The sequence below is a fragment of the Natronobacterium haloterrestre genome, from assembly GCF_900112205.1.
GTDB classification, from domain to species: Archaea; Halobacteriota; Halobacteria; order Halobacteriales; family Natrialbaceae; genus Natronobacterium; species Natronobacterium haloterrestre.
The window spans coordinates 213,061-233,955 of the sequence record NZ_FOKW01000006.1 but is presented as its reverse complement, the minus strand read 5'-3'; the positions used below and the strand labels follow the sequence as shown (position 1 = coordinate 233,955).

23 protein-coding genes are annotated in these 20,895 nt (G+C 67.9%); 12 read left to right on the top strand and 11 right to left on the bottom strand.

Annotation, left to right across the window (positions count from 1 at the left end):
- Positions 1-6 precede the first annotated feature (6 nt).
- Positions 7-426, top strand: a complete 420-nt coding sequence (locus BM113_RS13295; RefSeq protein ID WP_007141107.1) for a Zn-ribbon domain-containing OB-fold protein — start codon at positions 7-9, stop codon at positions 424-426.
- Positions 427-948: 522 nt separating this feature from the next.
- Here the strand turns inward: BM113_RS13295 and BM113_RS13290 are convergent.
- Positions 949-1,695: a DUF4397 domain-containing protein gene (locus tag BM113_RS13290; protein WP_089788551.1), complete on the bottom strand. Its 747-nt coding sequence runs from the start codon at positions 1,693-1,695 to the stop codon at positions 949-951.
- Positions 1,696-2,023: 328 nt separating this feature from the next.
- On the opposite strand from BM113_RS13290, the gene BM113_RS13285 reads away from it, so the two are divergent.
- Complete coding sequence (locus BM113_RS13285) at positions 2,024-2,293, top strand: DUF7553 family protein (RefSeq protein WP_177209169.1); 270 nt, start codon at positions 2,024-2,026, stop codon at positions 2,291-2,293.
- Positions 2,294-2,315: 22 nt separating this feature from the next.
- Here BM113_RS13285 and BM113_RS13280 read toward each other — a convergent pair whose 3' ends face one another.
- The 3 genes from BM113_RS13280 to BM113_RS13270 all read right to left on the bottom strand — a co-directional run bounded on the left by BM113_RS13280 (position 2,316) and on the right by BM113_RS13270 (position 4,288).
- The gene (locus tag BM113_RS13280; RefSeq protein WP_089788549.1) at positions 2,316-2,738 is read right to left on the bottom strand and encodes a DUF2267 domain-containing protein; all 423 of its coding nucleotides are present in this window, start codon (positions 2,736-2,738) and stop codon (positions 2,316-2,318) included.
- Positions 2,739-2,941: 203 nt separating this feature from the next.
- Positions 2,942-4,072: an ORC1-type DNA replication protein gene (locus BM113_RS13275; protein ID WP_089788548.1), complete on the bottom strand. Its 1,131-nt coding sequence runs from the start codon at positions 4,070-4,072 to the stop codon at positions 2,942-2,944.
- 48 nt (positions 4,073-4,120) lie between these two features.
- On the bottom strand, positions 4,121-4,288 hold the full coding sequence (locus tag BM113_RS13270) for a DUF1059 domain-containing protein (protein WP_089788547.1): 168 nt from the start codon (positions 4,286-4,288) through the stop codon (positions 4,121-4,123).
- A 207-nt stretch (positions 4,289-4,495) separates the two neighbouring features.
- On the opposite strand from BM113_RS13270, the gene BM113_RS13265 reads away from it, so the two are divergent.
- Complete coding sequence (locus BM113_RS13265; protein WP_089788546.1) at positions 4,496-4,807, top strand: ASCH domain-containing protein; 312 nt, start codon at positions 4,496-4,498, stop codon at positions 4,805-4,807.
- A gap of 16 nt (positions 4,808-4,823) precedes the next feature.
- Here the strand turns inward: BM113_RS13265 and BM113_RS13260 are convergent, their stop codons facing one another.
- Both BM113_RS13260 and BM113_RS13255 read right to left on the bottom strand, forming a co-directional pair.
- Positions 4,824-6,008: a sensor histidine kinase gene (locus BM113_RS13260; protein ID WP_089788545.1), complete on the bottom strand. Its 1,185-nt coding sequence runs from the start codon at positions 6,006-6,008 to the stop codon at positions 4,824-4,826.
- 165 nt (positions 6,009-6,173) lie between these two features.
- A complete protein-coding gene (locus tag BM113_RS13255) occupies positions 6,174-8,222 on the bottom strand; it encodes a MutS-related protein (RefSeq protein ID WP_089788544.1) in 2,049 nt (682 codons plus the stop codon).
- Between the two features lie 81 nt (positions 8,223-8,303).
- Between BM113_RS13255 and BM113_RS13250 the strand changes: the two genes are divergently transcribed.
- Positions 8,304-9,989 (top strand): SagB/ThcOx family dehydrogenase, encoded by a 1,686-nt coding sequence (locus BM113_RS13250; protein WP_177209168.1) that lies wholly within the window; start codon positions 8,304-8,306, stop codon positions 9,987-9,989.
- A 124-nt stretch (positions 9,990-10,113) separates the two neighbouring features.
- Positions 10,114-10,341 carry a hypothetical protein gene (locus BM113_RS13245; protein WP_089788542.1) on the top strand — a complete coding sequence of 76 codons (228 nt, stop codon included), beginning with the start codon at positions 10,114-10,116 and terminating at the stop codon, positions 10,339-10,341.
- A 387-nt stretch (positions 10,342-10,728) separates the two neighbouring features.
- On the opposite strand, the gene BM113_RS13235 is transcribed toward BM113_RS13245, so the two are convergent.
- Entirely contained in the window at positions 10,729-12,273 is a 1,545-nt protein-coding gene (locus tag BM113_RS13235; protein WP_089788541.1) for an amidase family protein, read from the bottom strand.
- Between the two features lie 184 nt (positions 12,274-12,457).
- Here BM113_RS13235 and BM113_RS13230 point away from each other — a divergent pair, with 184 nt between their 5' ends.
- The 4 genes from BM113_RS13230 to BM113_RS13215 all read left to right on the top strand — a co-directional run bounded on the left by BM113_RS13230 (position 12,458) and on the right by BM113_RS13215 (position 15,420).
- A complete protein-coding gene (locus BM113_RS13230) occupies positions 12,458-12,808 on the top strand; it encodes a DUF5789 family protein (protein ID WP_089788540.1) in 351 nt (116 codons plus the stop codon).
- A 22-nt stretch (positions 12,809-12,830) separates the two neighbouring features.
- Positions 12,831-13,439 (top strand): YciE/YciF ferroxidase family protein, encoded by a 609-nt coding sequence (locus BM113_RS13225; protein WP_089788618.1) that lies wholly within the window; start codon positions 12,831-12,833, stop codon positions 13,437-13,439.
- Between the two features lie 67 nt (positions 13,440-13,506).
- Positions 13,507-14,022 (top strand): YciE/YciF ferroxidase family protein, encoded by a 516-nt coding sequence (locus BM113_RS13220; RefSeq protein WP_089788539.1) that lies wholly within the window; start codon positions 13,507-13,509, stop codon positions 14,020-14,022.
- A gap of 123 nt (positions 14,023-14,145) precedes the next feature.
- Complete coding sequence (locus BM113_RS13215; RefSeq protein ID WP_089788538.1) at positions 14,146-15,420, top strand: hypothetical protein; 1,275 nt, start codon at positions 14,146-14,148, stop codon at positions 15,418-15,420.
- Between the two features lie 10 nt (positions 15,421-15,430).
- On the opposite strand, the gene BM113_RS13210 is transcribed toward BM113_RS13215, so the two are convergent.
- Positions 15,431-16,273 (bottom strand): ABC transporter permease, encoded by an 843-nt coding sequence (locus tag BM113_RS13210; protein WP_089788537.1) that lies wholly within the window; start codon positions 16,271-16,273, stop codon positions 15,431-15,433.
- Between the two features lie 115 nt (positions 16,274-16,388).
- Complete coding sequence (locus BM113_RS13205) at positions 16,389-16,976, bottom strand: DUF6789 family protein (protein ID WP_089788536.1); 588 nt, start codon at positions 16,974-16,976, stop codon at positions 16,389-16,391.
- Positions 16,977-17,125: 149 nt separating this feature from the next.
- On the opposite strand from BM113_RS13205, the gene larE reads away from it, so the two are divergent.
- From larE to BM113_RS13190, 3 genes are all read left to right on the top strand, one after another.
- Positions 17,126-17,995 carry an ATP-dependent sacrificial sulfur transferase LarE gene (gene larE, locus BM113_RS13200; protein ID WP_177209167.1) on the top strand — a complete coding sequence of 290 codons (870 nt, stop codon included), beginning with the start codon at positions 17,126-17,128 and terminating at the stop codon, positions 17,993-17,995.
- A 189-nt stretch (positions 17,996-18,184) separates the two neighbouring features.
- Complete coding sequence (locus BM113_RS13195; RefSeq protein ID WP_089788617.1) at positions 18,185-18,547, top strand: hypothetical protein; 363 nt, start codon at positions 18,185-18,187, stop codon at positions 18,545-18,547.
- Positions 18,548-18,657: 110 nt separating this feature from the next.
- Positions 18,658-19,017, top strand: coding sequence for a hypothetical protein (locus BM113_RS13190; protein ID WP_089788534.1), 360 nt, complete (start codon positions 18,658-18,660; stop codon positions 19,015-19,017).
- 211 nt (positions 19,018-19,228) lie between these two features.
- On the opposite strand, the gene BM113_RS13185 is transcribed toward BM113_RS13190, so the two are convergent.
- Positions 19,229-19,666: an SRPBCC family protein gene (locus BM113_RS13185; protein ID WP_089788533.1), complete on the bottom strand. Its 438-nt coding sequence runs from the start codon at positions 19,664-19,666 to the stop codon at positions 19,229-19,231.
- A gap of 263 nt (positions 19,667-19,929) precedes the next feature.
- Positions 19,930-20,883, bottom strand: coding sequence for a twin-arginine translocase subunit TatC (gene tatC, locus BM113_RS13180; protein ID WP_089788532.1), 954 nt, complete (start codon positions 20,881-20,883; stop codon positions 19,930-19,932).
- Between the last annotated feature and the right edge of the window lie 12 nt (positions 20,884-20,895).

Below are 20,895 nucleotides of genomic sequence, written 5' to 3'. Positions count from 1 at the left end.
CGAACGATGACCACGACGAATTCGAACTCACGATCGAAGACTGCGACAGGAACAGGGAACGAAACACAGCCCCCACGGGACGTCTCGACCGATCGCGCGTTCGCCTGTCCCGCCTGCGACCACCGCTGGTACTACACCCGCGACCGGTGCAGCGAGTGCGGGTCGGAGAGGATCGACACCTACCGCCTCGAGACGGGGGAGGTGCTCGCGACCACGACGGTCCACGCCACCCCGCCGAACGTCCGCTCACCGAACCGGCTCGGGCTCGTCCGATTCGACGGCGTTTCCCTCGTCGCCCAGCTCGAGGGGGACGTGTCGACCGGCGACGACGTTCGCTTCGGCGAGTGTACCGTCCTCCGGGGGAACGGGGACGGGATTCCGGGTCGCCGGCTCGAGCCGATGGAACCGGCCGACTCGGCGGAGTGAACCGAGAACGGCTGTCGGGACTCGAGGCGTCATACCGGGTTCGGATCGCTACTGATTCGTTACGTTTCCGAGCATATGACAGACAGAATAGCATCTATCGTTTCTTTTATTTGAGTTGAATCTATCGCTCCGTCGTCGACTCGGAGATTCCCCTATAGCGCCCTTGAGGCCCTCTATAGAGACATCAGGCCCCGAGAAAGGGAGAAATCCCCTATAGCACGCTTTTCGGCTCGATATCCCGGTAAGTCCCATACGGAATCCCTCAAAATCCCATTTCGATATCACCCATTCGAAATCCGTAGTACATACTTTATCCGAGTGTTCTCGAATTTCATTCGTATTCGATAAATATGCACGGCGGATAGTCTCAGGCGAAGAATCCAAAATCGGGACGACACGAGACCGAACCGACACCGGGACCTGCTGTTTCGGACGACCGGGCGACTCGAGAGACGATTCCACGGGCACCCACGAAAAAAGGAGCGGTCGGTTCGAGTTCGCACGACAGCACCGCGGACGCGGCTACTCGTCGGCCATCGCGCCGTCGACGGTCAGTTCCACGGTGAAGTCCCGGCCGGTGGCCCCCTCTGGCGGGTTGAGGTACCCGATCGCGTACCCGGAGTAGGCGGTTCCGGCCTCGAGACTCACGTCGAAGGAGGCGACGGCGTCTGGTTCGCCGGCCGGCCGGATCGACAGGGAGTAATCGCCGGCGGGCACCGCGAGGTACTCCGTCTCCTCGCCGAAGGCGAGGTTCTCGAACAGCGGGTCCTCCCCGGCGTAGATGTCGACCGCCGGCGCGTCCGGCGACGCGTGGACCGCCCGGACGAGTGCCGAACCGGCGTCGACCAACACCTTGGGACGGAAGGTTCCGGCCTCGAGTTCGCCGATCGCTGCGACGGTGTATATGGCCGAGCCGAACGTGACCTGGTCGTCGAACGCGACCGTGTCGGGGTCGCCGGCCGCGGTGATCGTGACCTGATACGTGCCGGGGGCGATCTCGAGGTACGGCGAGACGTCCCCGTAGGCGACGTCCGCGAGGACCCGATCTCCCTCGACGTAGACGTCCACGTTCGGCGCGTCCGGCGAGAAGTGCGCGACACGGACCGCGGCTTCCGGTGCCTCGTAGTCGTCGTCGGCCGGTTCCGTCGTCTCGTCTTTCGTTCGTTCGTCGTCCTTGTACTCCCCTTTGGCGAGTACGGTGCCGCTGGCGGCCGTGAGACCACCCGCGACGCCGATCGTTTTGAGCGCTGCACGTCGTGATACGGGCATGATGCGACCGAGTAGGAGGACCGTGATTTGAAAAAGCCAGTAGTCAGTATGGCTGGTTGTTCCCTCATTTCCCTGCGTTAGGGTCGGTAAACGCCGTTCGAGGGACAGCCAGCGGCGTCTCAATTGGGGACCGAACGGTTCGGGACGGTGACACCCGGAATCCCGGCCCGTAACTTGCAAGTAACGGCTTCAAGCAACCCATCGAGACGAGTAAGCTCGCCGTACACGTGGGTAAAACCGTCGCTTCCGGCGGCTCCGTCCCGTGCTGTCGCCCCCGCCGGCCCGTGCTCGGCAAACGGTTATGGGAGCGGTCGTGATACTCGCGTTCATGCCCGAACAGCTCAAGAGCGCACGCGACGATCTCGAGCAGGCGGAGAAGACGGCCGACGACGACGAGGTCCGGGAGGACATCCGCGAGACGGCGGACGCGTTCGCCGACTACGTCCACGGGGATCACGAACCCGATCACGCGATCATGGACCAGCACCTCAACGACCTCCGACAGCTCTCCGAGCGAATCGACGGCGACACCGAGGACCGACTCGAGAGCGCGCTCGAGTCGGCAGAGGAGTATCGCGAGGGGATCGACCAGGCCTGATTCCACCCTGGGCCGGCGGGAGCTACCGTTCGCGGAGCGACCGGTCGGTCACGTCGGCCGACGCGTCGGTCTCGCCCAGCAACTCCTCGAACCCGTAGCGTTCGAACTCGTCGACGACGGCGGTCCGTTCCTCCTCGTCGAGGGCCTCGAGAACCGTGGCGAGGACGGCCGTCGCGGCCCGCTCGCCGGTGAGGTCGACGGTGTCCATTCGCCGGTCCACTCGGGAGACGAACTCCTCCTCGGAGAAGCGCTGGCCGGACTCAGCCTCGGTGAGGTGAGCCGCGAGTTCGCCCGGGAGTTGTGCGGCCAGGTCCGACGCCCGGTCTGCGCTCAGTCGCTCCCCGAGCGTCGCCAGGACGGCCCGCGTCGCGTCCGTCGCGCCGTGCTCGTCCGCTGCGGTGCGGTCGCTGACCGTCTCGGTGATCGCAGTTCGAGTTCGATCCATGTGGAACCCACCGCGATGACGCGTCTTACGTTTCGGGCGGCAGCTGCCGGGGCCGCGGAGGGAGAAGCAGTGGTAGCCGCTAGCGGCCGGTATCGACACCGACTGGATCGGCGGCGACCTGCTCGAGGCTATCGGGAGTTCGGTCCGAGTCCGACCCCCACCGGCGGTTCGGGAACCGGAACGGAACGAACGCGAAACCGCCGTCACTCGAGCCGCTCGAGCACGGCGTCTTTCTCGTAGGCGAGCGACAGCGACCGCGAGCGCCCGCGGCCGTCGACGTCGGCGTACTCGGCCTCGATCAGGCCGAGCTGGTCGAGTTTGTTGACGATCTCGGAATAGCGGGTGTAGCCCAGGCCGGTCCGCTCGTGGAACTCGTCGTAGACGTCGCCGGCCTGGTCGCCGTCGTTGTGCGCGATGACCTCGAGCAGCGTCCGCTCGTTGTCGGTCAGCCCCGAGAGGCTGCGCGCGAGGTTAACGTACTTCGAGGTCTCGTAGGCGTCCTCGACGTCCTCCCGCTCGACGGTACGGCTGGCCCGCATCTCGGCGTTCAATCCGGCCCGGCGCAGCAGGTCGATCCCGACCCGGAGGTCGCCGCTCTCGGCGGTGAGTTCGGCGACGTACTCGAGGGTGTCCCGCGAGATGACGCCGTCGTGGAAGCCGCGTTCGACACGTTCCGCGAGGATGTCGACGATCTCGGGCTGGTCGTAGACGGGGAAGTAGACGTCCTCGGGCCGGAAGACGCTCTGGACCCGCGAGTCGAGTTCGTCGATCACGTCGAGGGCGGGGTCCGAGGAGACGACGATGACGCCGATCTTCGCGCCGGGGTACTCCTCGTGGGCGCGCAACAGCGAGTACAGCGCGTCGGAGGCCTCGTTCTCGTAGAAGAGGTAGTTGACGTCGTCCAGGGCGACGACCAGCACCTTGTCCTCCTCGACGAGTTTCTCGGCGATCTGGCCGAACAGCTTCTTGAACGAGATGCCCGAGGACGGTGGCTCGTACTCGAAGGTACCCTCGAACAGCCGGGAGAACACCGAGTACCGCGTCGAGTTGACCTGGCAGTTGACGCGGATGGTGCGGACGTCGCTCGTCTGTGCGCCCACCTCGTCGAACAGCTTCTGGATCGCCGTCGTTTTCCCCGTCCCGGGCGGCCCCCGGACCATCACGTTCAGGGGCCGCGAGCCGCGGACGGCCGGGCGGAGGGCGTAGGTGAGACTCTCCATCTGACCCTCGCGGTGTTTGAACGTCTCGGGGACGTAGTCGATTTCGAAGACGTGCTCGTCTCTAAACACGGATTCGTCCCACGACAACATCCCCTCCTCGGGGTCGTCTGCCATCACTTTCACCACGCTGTCGGAGCTACTTAGTTGTTCGCAGCGAACAGGTCAGGGACGTTCGATCCGCTCCGTCTCGCGCTCGAGGTCGGCCGAATCGATCCGACCGCCGTGGACCAGCCGCACGTGAGCCCGGACGAGTCGCTCGACCTCCTCGTCGCTGCTCGAGCGCAGCAGGAAGGCACAGCCGTCTTCCGAACACTCGAACTGGTATGCCACATCGCACCAAGGTGTCGGCCGCGGGAACGGCTACGCCTTGCGATCGACGGCCGCAGGGATCGGAGCCGTCCGATCGGCGGCCGTCGCTGGCCGAGCGTGTCGGTGATCGCGGGGCCATACCGACAGATCACCGGAAAGACGCGTAAACCCACCTCGAGACTACGCACGTCGGATAGAATTACGGACCCGCGGCCGTTCGATCCGCGTATGGGAACCATCGACGCGGACGACCTGCTTCCCGCCGAACGGCTCCGAACCGCGGCCCTCGAGGGCGAGATCAGCCAGATCCACCGCGGCGACCCGCACGCGGCCGAGGGCGACACCTTCGAGATCGCGGACACGACGTTCGAGGTCCGCGAGGTGACCGAGCGGCGACTCGGCGACCTCACCGACGAGGACGCCCGCGCGGAGGGGTCGCCGGACCTCGAGTCGTACAAACGGCGGATCGAACGTACCCACGATACGGAGTGGGACGACGAGGATACCGCCTACCTGCACCGGTTCGAGCCGGTTCCGTAGGCCGCCGAACGGGGCGTCAGCGCTGCTCGGGCGAGTCGGGCCGGGCGTCGCCGCTTCGATCGATCTCGGCCCCGGTGATCTCGAAGCGTGCGCCGCCGTCCTCGCTCGCCGTCAGGGAGACGGACCAGCCGTGACCCCGGACGATCCGCCGGACGATGTAGAGCCCGAACCCGGTGCCGTCGTCGCTCGTGGTGTACCCGCGACGGAACACCTCGTCGTCGGCGTCGTCGGGAAGGCCGGGCCCGTCGTCCGCGACGTAGAAGCCGTCGGGGAGCGTGCCGACGGTGACGGTGACGGGAACGGGGACGGGGACGCTCACCGGCTCCCCGGAATCGGTCTCGGCCCCGTGTTCCACGCTGTTCCGAAAGAGGTTCTCGAGTAGCTGGCGCAGCCGCTCCCGATCCGCCTCGAGAACGGTCCCCTCAGCGACGGAGACGACCAGACGTGCATCGTCCGTGGCGACCGTCTCCCAGGCGTCTTCGACCGTGTCTCGGAGCGCGACCGGCACCGCCTCCTCGACGAGTTCCCCCTGGCGGGCGAGTGCGAGCAGTTTCTCGACGAGCGAGTTCATCCGCTCGAGGGCCTCGTCTATTTCAGCGAGGTGTGGCTGTGCATCGTCGTTGGCCGCCGAGCGGGCCAGTTCCAGGCGCCCGCGGGCGACGGTCAACGGGTTCCGCAGGTCGTGGGAGACGACGCTAGCGAACTGCTCGAGTTCGCGCTCGTACTCGAGTCGGTCGAGCGCGGCGGCCGCGTGCGAGACGAGCAGTTCCGCCAGCTCGAGGTCCTCGGGTGAGAACGCCCCTGGCTCCTCCGAGGCGGCCTGGAAGACGCCGTGGTCGCCGATCGGAACGCTGAGCCCCGACTCGTACGCGGCCTCGGGTTCGGCTTCCTCGACGCTCGAGAGTTCGTCGAACCGGGAGGACTCGCGGGTCCGGTAGGTCAGTCCCGAGATACCCTCGTCGATGCTGCTCGTGGGCGTGACGCCGTCGTCCGGCAGACCCGACGACTTCGCCCGGACGCGAAGCGTCTCGCCCTCGGCGAGCGTGATGATGCAGGTATCGAACTCGAGAACGGTCTCGGCGGCGTCGACCGTCCGTCGGCAGACCTCGTCCGCGGAGTCGGCCGACTGGAGGTCAAACGCCACCTGATGGAGCACCTGGATCGGATGCTCCTCGTTCCCACCACCCCTGGTACGAGCCATCTCCCTGACGTTTCACAACCACGGCATTAACTGTTCGATTCGCGGTAAGTCACACCGGTTGTTTACTCGACATTAAGTTAACGGCCGAAGCGATGCCTCGAGAGCGGAGTCGTCGCCCGGTTCGGGAGTACAGGGGTCATCAGGACGTCGAGAGGTTCGGCCGGGTCAGTCGAACTTCTCGAGCAGCCGATCGTAGAACTGCGGCTCGTGGACCCCCTCCGTACCGCCGTTGGCGGCCGTCTCGTCGGCCTCGGTCGCCAGTTTCTCGACGATCAGTTCCGGCGTCGACCGCGCGAGGTGGTCCTTGACCGGCGAGCGGTTCACCTCGAGTTCGCCGTCGACGAGACCGACCGCCTCGATGCCGTCGACGGTCACGTCGTAGTCCGCCATCTCGCGGATCTCGTCCGCGAGGTGGGAGACGAAGACGGCCGTCGCGTCGTTCTCCTCCAGGGCCTCGAGGATGCCCGCGATGATCTTCGCCGAGGCGCCTGGTTCGGTGATGCTCTCGAGTTCGTCGACCAGGACGAGCGACCCCTCGCCACCGCGCGCGAGGTCGGCGAACTCCCGGACCGTCGACTCGAACGCGCCGGCGTCCAGCGTCCCCTGGGTCTTGGCGTGGTAGTGGAGGTCGTCGAACCGCCGCAGGCGGGCGTCGTCGGCGGGCACCGGCAGCCCCATGTGAGCGAGCACGACGACGCACGCGACCAGGTCAAGCGTCGACGTCTTCCCGCCGCTGTTGACGCCCGAAAGCAGGGCGACCCCCGAGACCTCGTAGTCGACCGGGTCGATCGCCTCGAGCGGTTCGTCGAGCAGGGGCGACTGGCCGCCGTCGATGGCGAAGCCGGTCTCGGCCGCGTCCGCCGACTCGTCCCAGACGAACTCGGGCATCGTGCACGCGAAATCGTCGGCGAACCTGGCGATCGCGAGTTCGACGTCCAACTCGAGGGCGTCCCTGACGAGTCGCCGGGCCGTCTCGCGCTGGTCGGCGAGGTCGGCCGCGAGTTCGCGCTTGAGCCGGCCGGCGCGGCGTTCCTTGGCGGCGGTGAGTTCCTCCCGCAGCCGACCGATCGCGTCCTCGTCGCGCTCGACCGGGAACGTCGGCTCGTCGCCGAACGCCCGGCGGGCGATCTCGGCCTCGCCCGGGTCGAGGTCCAGCGCGTCGATCAGGTTTTCGCGGGCGGTTTCGACGGCTTCGGCGTACTCGTCGGCCAGTTCCCGCGAGAGCAGCGAGTCGACGCCCGCGCCGCGCTCGACCAGCGAGAGCAGGTCCGAGCCCTCGATGGTGACGTCCTCCTCCCGGATCGCCTCCCGGAGCCTGTCGTTGGCGACGCTTTCGGCCGTGCTCGCCGCCGCGTCGAGGTCGTCGACCGCCGTCGTCAGCCGGTCGAGTTCGTCGTCGCCGGCGACGGTGCCGTCCTCGTCGAGCCGCGCGAGGCCGTCCTCGAGGGCCGTGAGGTCAGTCTCGTCGTACTCGCCGCCGGAGCGGTCGGTGGCGCGGTGAACGTCGATCGCGGCGCGGATGCGTTCCCGGTTGCGCGCGAAGAACGCAAGCGGTCGCTCGGGGACGATCTCCGCGGGGTTCTCGAGGGCGTCCGGCCGGACCTGGACGTCGCCCTCGATGGTGACCCCCGCGAACGACTCGTCGAGGGCGATCACCGTGGAGTACCCCCGGGCGAGTTCGGCCAGCCCCTGTGCGTCCTCGACGACCTCGACGGAGAGTTCCGGGATCGCCTCGCGGGCCTCGCTGTAGCGTTCGGCGTCGGTCGTCGCCAGACACCGCTCGCGAACCCGGACGTCGCCCGGGTCCTGGAGAGGTTCGACGCCCGCCAGCGCCTCGAGCGCGTCGGGATCGACCTCGCGCTCGAGGGCCTCGCCCGCGAACGACTGCACCTCCTCGATGCGCGAGCGGCGGGGGCTGGGGTAGAAGGTTTCGACCCGCTGGGCGGCGTAGTCGGTGACCGTCCGCGCTTTCAACAGCGAGAGGACCTCGCGGTAGATCTCCCGCGCGCGATCCGTGGCGAGGAACCCGCCGGGGTCGTCGTGTTCGGCGCGGATCGCCCCGCGTGCGATCCTGGCGGCCCGTCCCTGGCTGATCCCGGGCGCGGTCGCGATCGTCGCCACGTCGCCCGCCCGCAGCGCGCGCTCGGGATCGTCCAGTTCCGACAGGGCCCGGGCGGTCTTCTCGCCGACACCCGGGATCGACTCGAGGTCCATCGTTCTCGTCGGTCGTATCAAACCGGAGCGAGAAAAAGATCCCGCCCGTCCTTTTTGTCGGCCGCCGTGTTACCAGCCGCCATGCCAGTGGGCGCGCTCGAGTACCACGAACGGACGAAACACTCCCCACGGAGCGTCCGTGCCGCCGGTCCCGGACTGGATTTCGAGAACAAGCCCCGTCCGTACAAGGTCTACACGGACCGCCCGACGGAGCCGCTCGCCGAGCGGATTCGACCGCCCCAACAGCCCGCGCTCGCGGCGATCGCGGAGCCGACGCCGGACGGGTGGCGGGCGGTCGTCGACGACCCTGCTGACGACGCTCGAGTCGGCCCGGACCGCGAGACGGTCACGACCTGCTGTTACTACGCGGCCGGGATCACCAAGGAGATCGCGCTCCGCGACCGGACGAAACCCTTCCGCGCGGCGGCGACGACGGGCGCGCTGTATCACGTCGACCTGTACGTCGTCTGTGGCGACCTCGAGGGAACCGGGCGCGCGGGCGCGGTCCCGCGGGGCCTCCCGGCCGGCGTCTACCACTTCGACCCGCGGACGTGCTCGCTGGACGTCCTCCGCGAGGGCGACTATCGGGGCGCCCTCGCCGCGGCGAGCGGGGACGACGCCGTCGCCGACGCCCCGCTGTCGGTCGTCGCGACGTCGACCTGGTGGCGCAACGCCTGGAAGTACGAGGACCGGACCTTCCGCCACGCGTTCTGGGACTCGGGGACGACGCTCGCGAACCTGCTTGCCGTCGCCCACGCGCTGGACTACCGCGCCGAGGTCGTCACGGGCTTCGCCGACCGACCCGTCGCCGAGTTGCTCGGCGTCGATCCGGCCCGGGAGGCACCGCTCGAGATCGTGCCGATCGGAGCCGGCGGCCCCGCGCCCGACGCGCCCGACCTCGAGCCGATCGACCACGAGACGAAACCGCTCTCACCGAACGAGCGGGAGTTCCCGCTGATCCAGGAGGCCTGGCGGGCCGGAACGCTCGAGGACGGCGACGAGGCCCAGGCGTGGCGCAACACCCGGCCAGCGGGGCCGATCGGCACCCGCGACCCCGGCGACGGCGAGCGGGTCCCGCTCGAGCCCGTCGACCCCGAGACGGCCTCGAGCCGGCCCCTCCACCGGACGATCCGCCGGCGCGGCTCCTGTCGCGAGTACGAGCGCGAGCCGATCAGTTTCCGCAAGCTCTCGACGGTCCTCGATCGGGCCGTTCGCGGCGTGCCGATGGACGTGCGCCGCGAGTCCTCGACCCCCCGAGCGGGAACGGCGAGAGCCGAGCGGAGCGAGGATCCCGACGAAGCGAGCGGTGGCACCGCGAGCGGAGAGCGACACGCGCGCCGCGAGGACGAGCCGTCGCTGTCGTTCGTCGACGCCTACCTGGTCGTCAACGCCGTCGACGGCCTCGAGTCCGGCGCGTACCACTACCACCCCGAGGCGGGCGAACTCGAGTCCCTCCGGGCCGGCGAATTCCGCCGAGAGGCGGCCCACCTCGCGCTGGATCAGCCCCTCGGCGGCGACGCCGCGGTCTGTCTCGCCTTCCTGACCGATCTCGAGGCGGTCGTCGACGCCTTCGGGGACCGTGGCTACCGGGTGGCCCAACTCGAGGCCGCCCTGACCGCCGGACGGCTCTACCTCGCTACCTACGCGCATCGCAGCCTCGGCGGAACGGGCCTGACGTTCTACGACGACGTGGTCTCGGACTTCTTCGCGCCGCGGGCGGCGGGACAGACGCCGGCGTTCTTCTACACGATGGGGCGGCCGGCCTGAGCCCGACCGCCTGTCGGACAGTTTTCCCGGCGTTCGGACCGGTGAGGACTCGAGACCCGGCGCACCCGAGCCGCCTTGCGCGCTCCGGGCACGGCGTTATCATCCCGACCCGGCAAGGACGGGTATGCCACTCAAGAAACTCCTCGGTTCGAAAGCGACGCGCTCGCTGACGGTCGTCTCGGTGCTCAACGAGGCCAAACGCGCGTTCACCCGTGGCAATCGAACGCGGGGGATCCTGTTGCTCGGGGTCGCCGTACTCGCCTGGAAGTGGACGATACTCGGCCTGGCGGCCCAGGGGATCATCAAACTGCTCCGGGGCGGAGGCTCCTCGAGCGCGTCACCGGCGTCGTAACGGCGTCAGTCGCCGAACTCCCCGTGGTCGAAGTTTTCGCTGGTGAGGTCGTCGATGAGGTCCTCGACCTCGTCGGCGTCCCCATCGTCCAGACCCTCGAGCGCGCCCGCCGATCTTGACCGTGCGGAGCGTGTCCTGTTCGACCACCGGAAGCATCAGGTCCGTGAAGTTCTCAGTCGGGAACCCCGACGCCGACAGCAGGAAGGGGTCCGTGACTTCGCCCAGGAGGTCCGTGTCGAAGTCCTCGAGTCGTTGATCGTCCCACTCCTCGGTCGTAGTCCCCGAGAACTCGGGGTCGTGGAGTTCGTAGTCGGGCACGGGTGGAGCCAGTACGGCGCGGGAGATTTCGGTTTAGCCTGCGTTCGCAACGGACGATCCGCCAGCAGGTCAGTCCGCCACGGCCGCCTCGAGCGCGGCCGCCCCCTCGAGCACCGTCGCGTCGTCGAACCGCGACCCGACGAGCATGAGGCCGACGGGAAGCCCGTCGACCGTCCCGACCGGCACGCTGATCGCCGGGTGGCCGGACCGGTTGAACGGCGCAGTGTTGGCGACGACGAGGTCCTGGCGCATCCGATCGTACTGGTCGCGGTCCGGATCCAGTTCGGGAGCCGTCCGCAGCGTCGTCGGCATCGCGAGCAGGTCCCGCTCCTCGAGCAGAGCGTCGTACCGCTCGGTGAGTTCCACCGTGAGGTTCATCCCGGCCGCGTAGTACCGCGAGTGGTAGGCGTCGTTGGCGTAGGCACCCATCAGCAGGATGAGCTTCAACTGCGCCGGGAAGTCGTCGGCCTGCGCCCGGCGGAACTTCCCGAAGGCGTCGATCCAGGAGGTGTTGTACCAGCCCTTCCAGCCGTGGCCCAGCCCCTCGCCGATCATCGCGTCGAGCAGCCCCTCGCCCGTACAGACGGTGTGGATGTCGTCGGCGTCGAGGTGCATCGGTTCGGAGACGGTCTCGACGGCGGCCCCCTCGTCCTCGAGCGCGTCGATCCCGGCCCGGACCCGCTCGAGCACGCCCTCGTCGGCTCCGGGGCGGTCGAACCCCTCCTCGAGGACGCCGATCGAGAGGTCCGCGGCGTCGCCGGGAAGCCCCTCGTGGTACTCCTCGACGGGGACCGACGACGGCTCGCGGAGGTGGCTCTCGTTGCTGCCGGCGATGGCCGAGAGCACGCGCGCGACGGTCTCGACGTCCGATCCCATCGGTCCCGGGTGGTCGATCGCGTGCTCGAGGCCGATACACCCCGTGTAAGGGACGAGTTCGTAGGTCGGTTTGTGGCCGACGACGCCACAGAGTGCGGCCGGGATCCGGACGCTGCCGCCCTGGTCGGAGCCGATCGCGGCGTCGGCCTCGCCGGTCGCGACGACGACCGCGCTGCCGCCGCTGGAGCCGCCGGCGAGGTACTTGCCTTCGCCTTCGCCTTCGCCCTCGTCCGCATCCCCGTCGCCGTGCGGATTGGTGATCGGGCCGAAGGTGCTGTGCCCCGTCCGGGTCACGGCCATGTCGTCCATGTTCGTCTTCCCGACGATCGTCGCCCCGGCCTCGAGCAGTCGCGTGACGACGGTCGCGTCGACGTCGGGGACGTAGCCCTCGACGACGGCGGAGCCACAGGTCAGTTCGACGCCCGCGACGCAGACGTTGTCCTTGATCGCGACGTCCAGATCCGACAGCGGGCCGTCCGCGTCGCCGGCGACGTAACAGCGCGTCACCCAGGCGTTGTAGGGGTCCTCCCCGTCTGCCGGTCGCGTCCCCGTCGTCCGCTCGCGACGCTCCTGGCCGCCGAGACGGGGCTCCGGGTCGTACGAGCGTACCGTCTCGTAGGCCTCGACTCGCTTCTCGGTCATCTCCCGGAAAAATTCGAGTTCTTCGTCGGTCAACTCGAGGTGCATGGCGGCACCGAGTTCGCGAAGGTCGTCCGTCGTCGGCGGTCGGATCGGCATGTCGGAACCGTCACGACGTCACGGGAAGTCGTTATTCGACGGAATCGTGACGGTCTCTGCGGTTGATGGGTATTCGAAGACCGGCGTTCCGAACCGAAAGCGCCCGAGTCGGCCGGGATTCCTTATAAACGGTAGTCGACGGCAGGCTCCACCGCTTTGTCGCCCATCGAGGTAGGGTCGGCTGATGAGCCACATCGACGACGCCGAGGCCGACGCTGACGCCGACACCGACGAGATCAGATCCCTCGAGATGCGGGCAGTCACGGACCTCTTCGAGGAGATGGAGTTCCCGGTCGCAACCGAGGACGTGATCGCGGAGTTCGGCGACGTCGAGGTCAGCTATCCGCGTGAATCGGACTCGCTGCGGACGATCCTCGAGACGTCGGGGTTCGAGACCTACGCGACGCCCGACGACCTGCGGCTCGCGGTCCTCAACGGCGTCAGGCGGGACGCGGTCGGGCGACCCCGGTACAGCGACCGCGGCGACAGCCCCCACGACACGGACGAGTTCGTCCGGATGCAACAGTCGTTCTGAACCGAGAGAGACCCGCATGAGCATGAACACGAGCACGACGCCGCACGACGCGCTCGCGACACGCCTCGAACGGCTCTACTACGTCGAACGGACGCTCCGCTCGGAGCTCGAGACGCTGTCGACCGACGTCGCGATCGACTCGCTGGACGACCTGCGCGAGCTGGAGTGTCGCGAGCAACTCCAGTACGCGATCGACCAGCACCGCGAGGAGACCGAGCGCCACATCGATCGGATCGAGCGCGCGTTCGACGCCCTCGGGGTCGAGCCCGACACGCGGCCCGTTCCCGAACTGGACGGCCTGCTCGCGGACAAGGAGAAGTTCAACAACGTCGTCCTGAACGACGAAGTCCGGCCGCTGTACTACGTCGAGACGACGCTGAAACTCGAGGCGATCGAGTGTACCGCCTACGAGTCGGCGCTCGCGGCCGCAAACGCCATCGAGAGCGATGCGGACGGTGAGGGCGACGTCGACGTCGGGGCCATCGTCGACGCGCTCGGGGAGAACTACCGTGACGAGTGCGAGGTCCGCGCGGAGATCGAAGCGATCGCCGAGAGCGACGCCCACGAGGCGCTGCTCGAGGCGAGCGTGATCTCGGGCGGCGATCCGGCCTCGCTCGATCGTCCGCGGTGATCGACGTCGACGACAGCGACGACGACCGCACCACCGAGACCGACCACGTCACGCCACGCGATCCATCATGAACGTCGAGACCATCGAGGACCTGTTCGGATACCAGCTACAGCACGCCTACTACGCCGAGCGGACCCAGCTCGAACTGCTCGAGGAACTCGCCGCCGACTGCGACGGCGACCTCGAGTCGTCCCTCCGCGAGCACCGCGAGGAGACCCGCGACCACGTCGACCGCCTCGAGGGCGTCTTTGCGGCCCTTGGCCGCCAGCCCAGGGCGAGTCGGTCCCGGGCCGTCGACGGGTTCGCGGAGGCCCACCGGAACCGGGGCGACGGGCCGAACGAAGTAGGCGGGCATGGGGACGGATCCGCCCCGTCCGTCCTCGAGACCGCGCTGCTCGCCGAACGGTTCGAGGTCCGGACCTACGAGACGCTGGTGACGCTGGCCGGCCGACTCGCCTACGCGGACGACGTCGTCGAACCCCTCGAGGCGACCCTGGCCGAGGAACGGGAGACGCGACGGACGCTGGAAGAACGCGAGCGGGTACCGTCGGTCGCGGACCCGTCGAGCCCAGAGGAAGCCTGACCAGCGCCGCTGACGGCCCCCACACGCGACGACCGGAGCCGTGGACCGACGGGCGGCGAATCGCCGCCGCAGACGACCGACGAACGAGCCGACCGAACGGCGGTCGGACGCCACATCCCACCGATGAAAACGAGCCTCGAGGCCGAGTACTGGGTCGTCGACGCCGACGGGAACCTCGCGTCGGCCGACGGCCTCGTCGAGTCGCCACGGGAACTGGAACGGGAACGGGGACAGGAGCGGGAGCGCCGCCGATCAGCTGCCAGCGCCAGCGCCGGCGCCGCTGCCGGCGCTGGGGCGCCACGCATCACGGTGACGACGCCCCTCGAGTCGCCGTCGGACCTGGGCGCGACGTTCGCCGCCGAACTCGAGGCCGTCCGTTCGCGCGCCGCCGACCGCGAGCGCCGACTCGTCCCGCTGGGGACGACGATCAACGCCGCGGACGACGCCGTCGGGGAGTCGAGCGAGCGCGACCGGATACGGCGGGCCGTCGCCGGTCGGGACATCTGCGGGAATCGCTGTGCCGGCACACGGGTCCTGATCGACCCCGGGCGGGAACCGGGGCGGGCCGTCGACCGGCTCAACGCGCTCGTCGCCCTCGAGCCGGCGCTGGCGCTGGTCAACTCCGCGCCGTACGTGCGCGGCGAGCGCGTCGCAAGCGGCGCCCGTACCTCCTGTCAGCGGACCGCGTTCTACGACGCGTGGTCGCCGGACGATCCCGAGCGAGAACGGGATCGGAGACGACGGCGAGGACGCCCCTGGGGGTACGTCGACACCCTCGAGGAGTGGCGGGAGCGACTCGAGGGCTGGGGCGACTCCCTCGCGGCCGCGGCGACGGCGAACGGCGTCGACGAACGGACCCTCGGGGCGTACTCCCCGGCCGATCTCCTCCCGTCGCCGATCCGTCTGCGCGACGCTACGGGGCCGCTTGCGCTCCCGCTCTCGGTCCCGCTCCCGCTCCTCGAGTGGCGCGCCCCCGACACCGCGTTGCCGAGCCAGCTCCTCCGGCTGGTTCGCGACCTCGAGGAGGCGATGACACAGGTCGACCGGGCGGCCGTCCGAACCCGCGGCAACCGCGAGATCGCCGACGGTGACGGCCGCGGGTTTGCGGACGACGAGCGGATCGCGCTTCCAGGGCCCAGGACGCTCGCCGACCTCGCGGAGGCGGCGGTCCGGGACGGCCTCGCGAACCGAGGCGTCGCGGACTACCTCGAGTGGGCCGGCTTCTCGGTCGACGACTATCACCCGATCTCGCGTCGCATCGACGGCCGGCAGTACGTGACGGCGGGCGATGCACGGGATCTGCGTCTCGAGTACGCGGCCCGGCTCGAGGAGGATCTCGATAGTCTTCTCGAGTCTGGATCGGGGTCAGGGTCGGGATCGGAGTCGATCGATCCCTGACTCGAGTCGCTCAGACGAGGCCGGTGAGGAAGGCCAGGCCCATCCCGACGAGCGCGACGGCCGTGATCGCCGGCAGGTGCGGCGTGATCCGCTCGACACGCTCGCGGTGGCGTTCGTAGCCGGCGATCAACAGCAGGGTGGGAACGACGATCGCGACGATGACCGCGAGCGAGTAGAGTAGCATCAACTCGAGGCAAAACGGGGTGCCGACACAGATCGCCAGGATCTGGATCGGCTCCTCGTGAGCGAACCCGAGCAAGAGTGCGGTGGTGCCAAGTGCCGCGAGGCCGCGTTCGGCGTGTTCCTCGCTCAGGTGCTGGTGGCCGCCGCCTGGGAAGGGAGCGCGGAGGCGCTCGAGGACGCCGGAGCGGGAAGTGGAGTCGGCTGTGTCCATGGTTGGCGCGTCGCTTCCGCCGTCGGTGTGGTGATCGGTCTCGTGGTCGTGAGTGTGACGGTGGTAGTGCGTGTGATCGTCGCCGTGCGAGTGCTCTCCGTCGTGATCGCCGTGGTCGTGGTCCTCGTGCCCATAGTCCTCGTGGTCGTGGCCGTGCCCACCGTGCCCACCGTGGCGGTACTCGTGAATCCCCAGCAGGATCAGCAACACGCCGGCGACGTGTTCGAGCCACGGCCCCTCGGCAAACGCGGCGAACGAACTGAACCCGTAGTACGCCGCCACGAGGACGACGCTGCTGATCAGGTGGCCGACGCCGAGGACCAGTGCCGCGAGGAGGCCATACAGCAGCCGCCGGTTCCGGTTCAGCGCGTACATCGCCGCGATCGGCCACCCGTGGTCGGGCAACACGCCGTGGACGAAACCGATAGCGATCACGCCGATGACGACGCCGATCTCCATGTTCGTTCGGGAGGACGCCCGCGGTAAACAGGTTGTTATGAACGCACTCGAGCCACCGTATTACTGGTATAGTCCTTACTAGCTCCGGGGTGTGAATTCCTAGCTCCCGCACCGATCAGTTCCCGTCACCGTACTCGTATTCCGCCTCGGGATCGTCGACGCCCTCGGTTCGCGAGCCGACCCAGGCCCCGAGCGCGAGGCCGTAGACGAGATGCCCCGCGTGAAACAGCGCGAGTTCGTCGTTCTCGAGACGGATCTCGAGCAGTTCCCGCAGCATGACCTGCGATCCGAACGCCGACAGGGCCATCCCGTAGACCGACCCCCAGACGATCCCCCGCTGCTCGGGTTCGATCGATCGTTCGGCGTCCTGCAGGGCGAAGAGTCCGCCGAAGAGTGCGCCGGCCTGCATCCCGTAGGCGAAGTGGAGGACGAGCCCGATAACCGGGTGATCGTCGGGATCCTCGCCGGAGACGTACTGTGACCAGAAGTTCGCCGACGGCGGCAGCGACCGCAGGATTGGGAGTCGAAACGCGGTCATGATCAGCGTCGCGACGAACCCCGCCTGGAGGCCGCGCCCGGCAGCGTAGACGGCGTGCTCGAGTCGCGATCGGTCGTCGGTTTCCTCGGTCCGGCCGCTCGTCTCTTCGGCCGGACGGAACTGGCGTATTCGATCGGAGACGGACGACGAAAGGGAACTCGACATAGTGGTCTCGAGGCGGGCTACTATCGGCGGCGACTTAACGGACTGGCAGGAGGGTGACTGCAGTTCGTGACCGGCGCCTCGAGCGGGGCACCGACGTCGGCCACCTCGACGACAACGCGTTTTTGCCCGTCCGGTGCGAACGCGGGGCCATGACACTCGAGGCCGCGGTCGAAGCGAAACTCGAGGCCGCGCGGGACGACCTCGCGAGCCGCGACGGGGTCCTGATCGCCTTCTCGGGCGGCGTCGACTCGAGCGTGGTGGCCGCGATCGCCAACGACGCCGTAGGCGAGGACGCCGTCGCCTGCACCGCCCGCAGCGAAACGCTTCCCGAGGCCGAACTCGAGGAGGCCCGGCGAGTCGCCGACGAGATCGGGATCCGCCACGAGGTCGTCTCCTTCTCGGAACTCGAGAGCGAGGACTTCGTCGAGAACGACGACGACCGGTGCTACCACTGCCGGACGATGCGGCTGGGCGAGATGGAGGCGACGGCCCGGAAACTGGGGCTGGGCACGGTCTGTGACGGCACCAACGCCGACGATCCCGGTGCCGGCCACCGGCCGGGACTGCAGGCCGTGGAAGAACTCGACGTCCACTCCCCCCTGCTGGCACACGACATCGGGAAAGCGGAGGTGCGGGCGATCGCCGACCACTACGGTCTGTCGGTCGCCGACAAGCCCTCGATGGCCTGTCTCTCCTCCCGGATCCCGACCGGCCTCGAGGTCACCGAGGAACGGCTCACCCGGGTCGAGCGGGCCGAGGCCCTGCTGCGACAGTGGGGATTCGAACAGTTCCGCGTGCGCGACCACGACGGCCTCGCCCGGATCGAGGTCTCACCGGACGAACTCGAGCGCGCGCTCACCGTGGAGTTCGCCGAGACCGTCCGCGAGGAACTGTCCGAGATCGGATTCGACCACGTCACGCTCGACCTCCACGGCTACCGGACCGGCAGCGTCAGCCCGGACGGTGACGACCCGGTCGTCGAGGACGTCTTCGCGGCGGAGTCCGAAGGGGACGACTGACCTGCGGGCGGGACGATCCGAGGGTGCTCGCGTCGAATCGGAGGGAACGCGCAGAATAATCGAACGAACGTCTACTAACTCCGGAAGATTGGGCCGAGAAGAACGTAATAACGAGTGTTTTACGATTCCTGTCGGGTAATATTGCGCAATCCGATACGAACGTATCACTATCGCTGGTAGGAGATGTCGATGGACGCCACCGGCGATGCACCGGACGGCTGGACGGTGGAAACCCGACGAACCTACACGCCGGCCGAAACCGACCGCGAACTCACCTACCTGACCTATCGCCACGACTCCGGCGACCTCCGGGTGAAGGTCGCGCCCGCCGCGCTCGACGGCGACGACCACCCCGGCTACGCACTCCGCGCGACGCAGTACCCCGGCCTCGAGTTCGCCGAGACGATGCGCGTCCGGACCGTCCTCACGTTCGACCGCTGTGACCGGATCGCCAGCCAGTTCATGCAACTGTTCTCCGCGCGGTACGACGGCCCGGGAACGCTCGAAGACGCGCTCGAGTACGCGAGCGAACGGACGCGACCCCACCGCTGATCGCCCGGCAGTCGCCACAGTCGAGACAGTCGTCGAACACTGAGAGTCCGGATAACCGTCGGTTTCCAATACCAAGAGGTTTTTACTCGGGGCTGAGTTAAGATTATTCGATGATGTGGCAAGACCTCGTCTTTCTGGCAGGCAGCACGCTCTCGATCGTCTTTCTCGCGCCGACGATCCGCAACGCGACCGCTCGGGTCCCGCTGGGCTCGAGCGTTCCCTCGATGACGATCGGGGCGATCTACGCGGTTACCTACGCGACCATGGGAATGACCTTCTCGGCGGCCGGGTCGATCGGCGTCGCGGTCATGTGGTCACTAATCGCCAGTTACCGCGCCCCCGGCGAGGAGACCGGCCTTCGGAACATCGCGTACTTTTACGCCGGACAGCTCCGGCGAGGGAAGCGACTCGCGAGCGACGCGGTCGATTCGAACGACGCTCGCATCGACTACGAACAGTCGGCCGACTGATTTTCCTCGAGAGGCGACACGGTATCCCTCGAGCGGCAGGACGGTTGCCGTTAGTCCGGGTAACAATTCGTTTCTCGTTTCTCGTTCCCCGTTCCCCGTTCCCCGTTCCATCCCCGATGTCGGTTCTCCGACAGTACGGACCAGTCGAAATCGCCACCGGTTCACCCGCAGGACAGACCGTGACACCCGTCGGTCGGTACGGCAGACCGGATCACCCCTCGAGTTCGAGCCGCGCCTTTACGTTCTCGAGCATCGTTCGCAGTTCGCGTTCGTTGTACCGTCGAACGAACGGTTCGGCGACCTTCGAGAGGACGGCACCCGGAACGTCGTAGCGACCGGTGTAGGTCAACCGCGTCCCGTCCTCCGTCGATTCGAACTCGAGATCGATCTCGCCGTCGAGGGGACCGTGCATGTCGAAGGTCATGCGTTCGTTCCGCTCCGCGACGGTCTGGACCAGTTCGCCGTCGACGCCGACCCCCGCCATCTCGTAGGTGAACGCGAGCCGCTTGCCGCCGTTCTCGAGCGGTTCGACCTCCCGAACGTCCGAGAGGCTCGGCGTTACCTCGGCGTGGTTGTACGGGTCGTCGAGGTAGTCGTACACGCGTTCGACGTCGACTTCGATCTCGATCGAGTCACTCGCCGTGGTCATATGCGTCCGCTCGAGAGCCGGATAGTAAAGAACGAGTCCTACCTAGTTAGCCATCCGACTCGTCGACCGACGTTGGCCCACTCCGCTCCGTTCCGTTCCGTTCCGTTCCGTTCCGTTCCGTTCCGCGTTCGAACCCGTCGCGGTGTCGCCGACGACGACCGTCGTAGAGGACTGCGCGAATTCAGACAAATACTGGCTACGATGGGGTCAGTCGTACCCAACGGCACTCGGGACGGACACGATCCGGGCGAATCGAGGACCGTTCACTCCCGGCCGACCCACTTCAGGATCGCGAGCGTCCCCTCGAACAGCAGGATCATCGTGACGGCCACGAGCACCGGAGCCATCATCGTCGGGTCCACGGTGAACATGAACGAGAGCCCCGCGAACGCCGCCCAGAAGTAGAGACGTTTCTGGGCCAGCCATCGGCGTGTCGTCACGCCCATCATGATCCCGAGCATAATGAACAGGGGGATCTGGAAGACGATCGCGAGGAACCCGGTCAGCGTGATGATCAGGTTGAACGTGTCGCCGAGGGCGTACGCGATGTCCGCGCTCCCCTCGGCGTAGAACGTGAAGTACTCGAACAGGACCGGGAGGACCAGCACGTACGAGAACAACATCCCGACGGCCGCGAGGATGACGCTCGTCGGCACCGCCGCCAGGTAGTACTTGCGCTCGTGGGGGTACAGCCCCGGCTTCATGAACTTGTAGCACTCGTAGACGAAGGCCGGGAGCGCGACCATGATCCCGAGCAGCGCCGACACCTTGATCCGGGTCAGCCACAGCTCGAGCGGGTGGTAGACGTGCGGCGGCGGCACCTGCTCGATCTCGTAGGGGAAGATATTGAACCAGATGTGTTCGATGGCCTGGGAGGCCCACAGGAGCCCGACGGCGGTCCCGGCCGCGCCGAACAGGAGAACGATCGCCAGCCGCAGGATCATCTCCTCGATGTGATCGGCCAGCGGCATCTCCTCGTCGTCCGGCGGGGTCGAGATACCGCCGACGTCGTCGTCCGGGTAGTCCGGGTCGGGATAGGACGGTTCGTGGCGATCCCCGACGACGCCCTCGCCGTCGGTTTCGACCGGCTGCTCGTCGTCGTCCCGGTCGACGATCGGATCGAACTCGGCATCCGAGTCGGGATCGGTTTCGGAACGAGCCTCTGGCTCCGGACCCTCGGACCGGTGAGCGTCGTCGTCCGCCGGCTCCTCCGACATCTAGGGAGATAT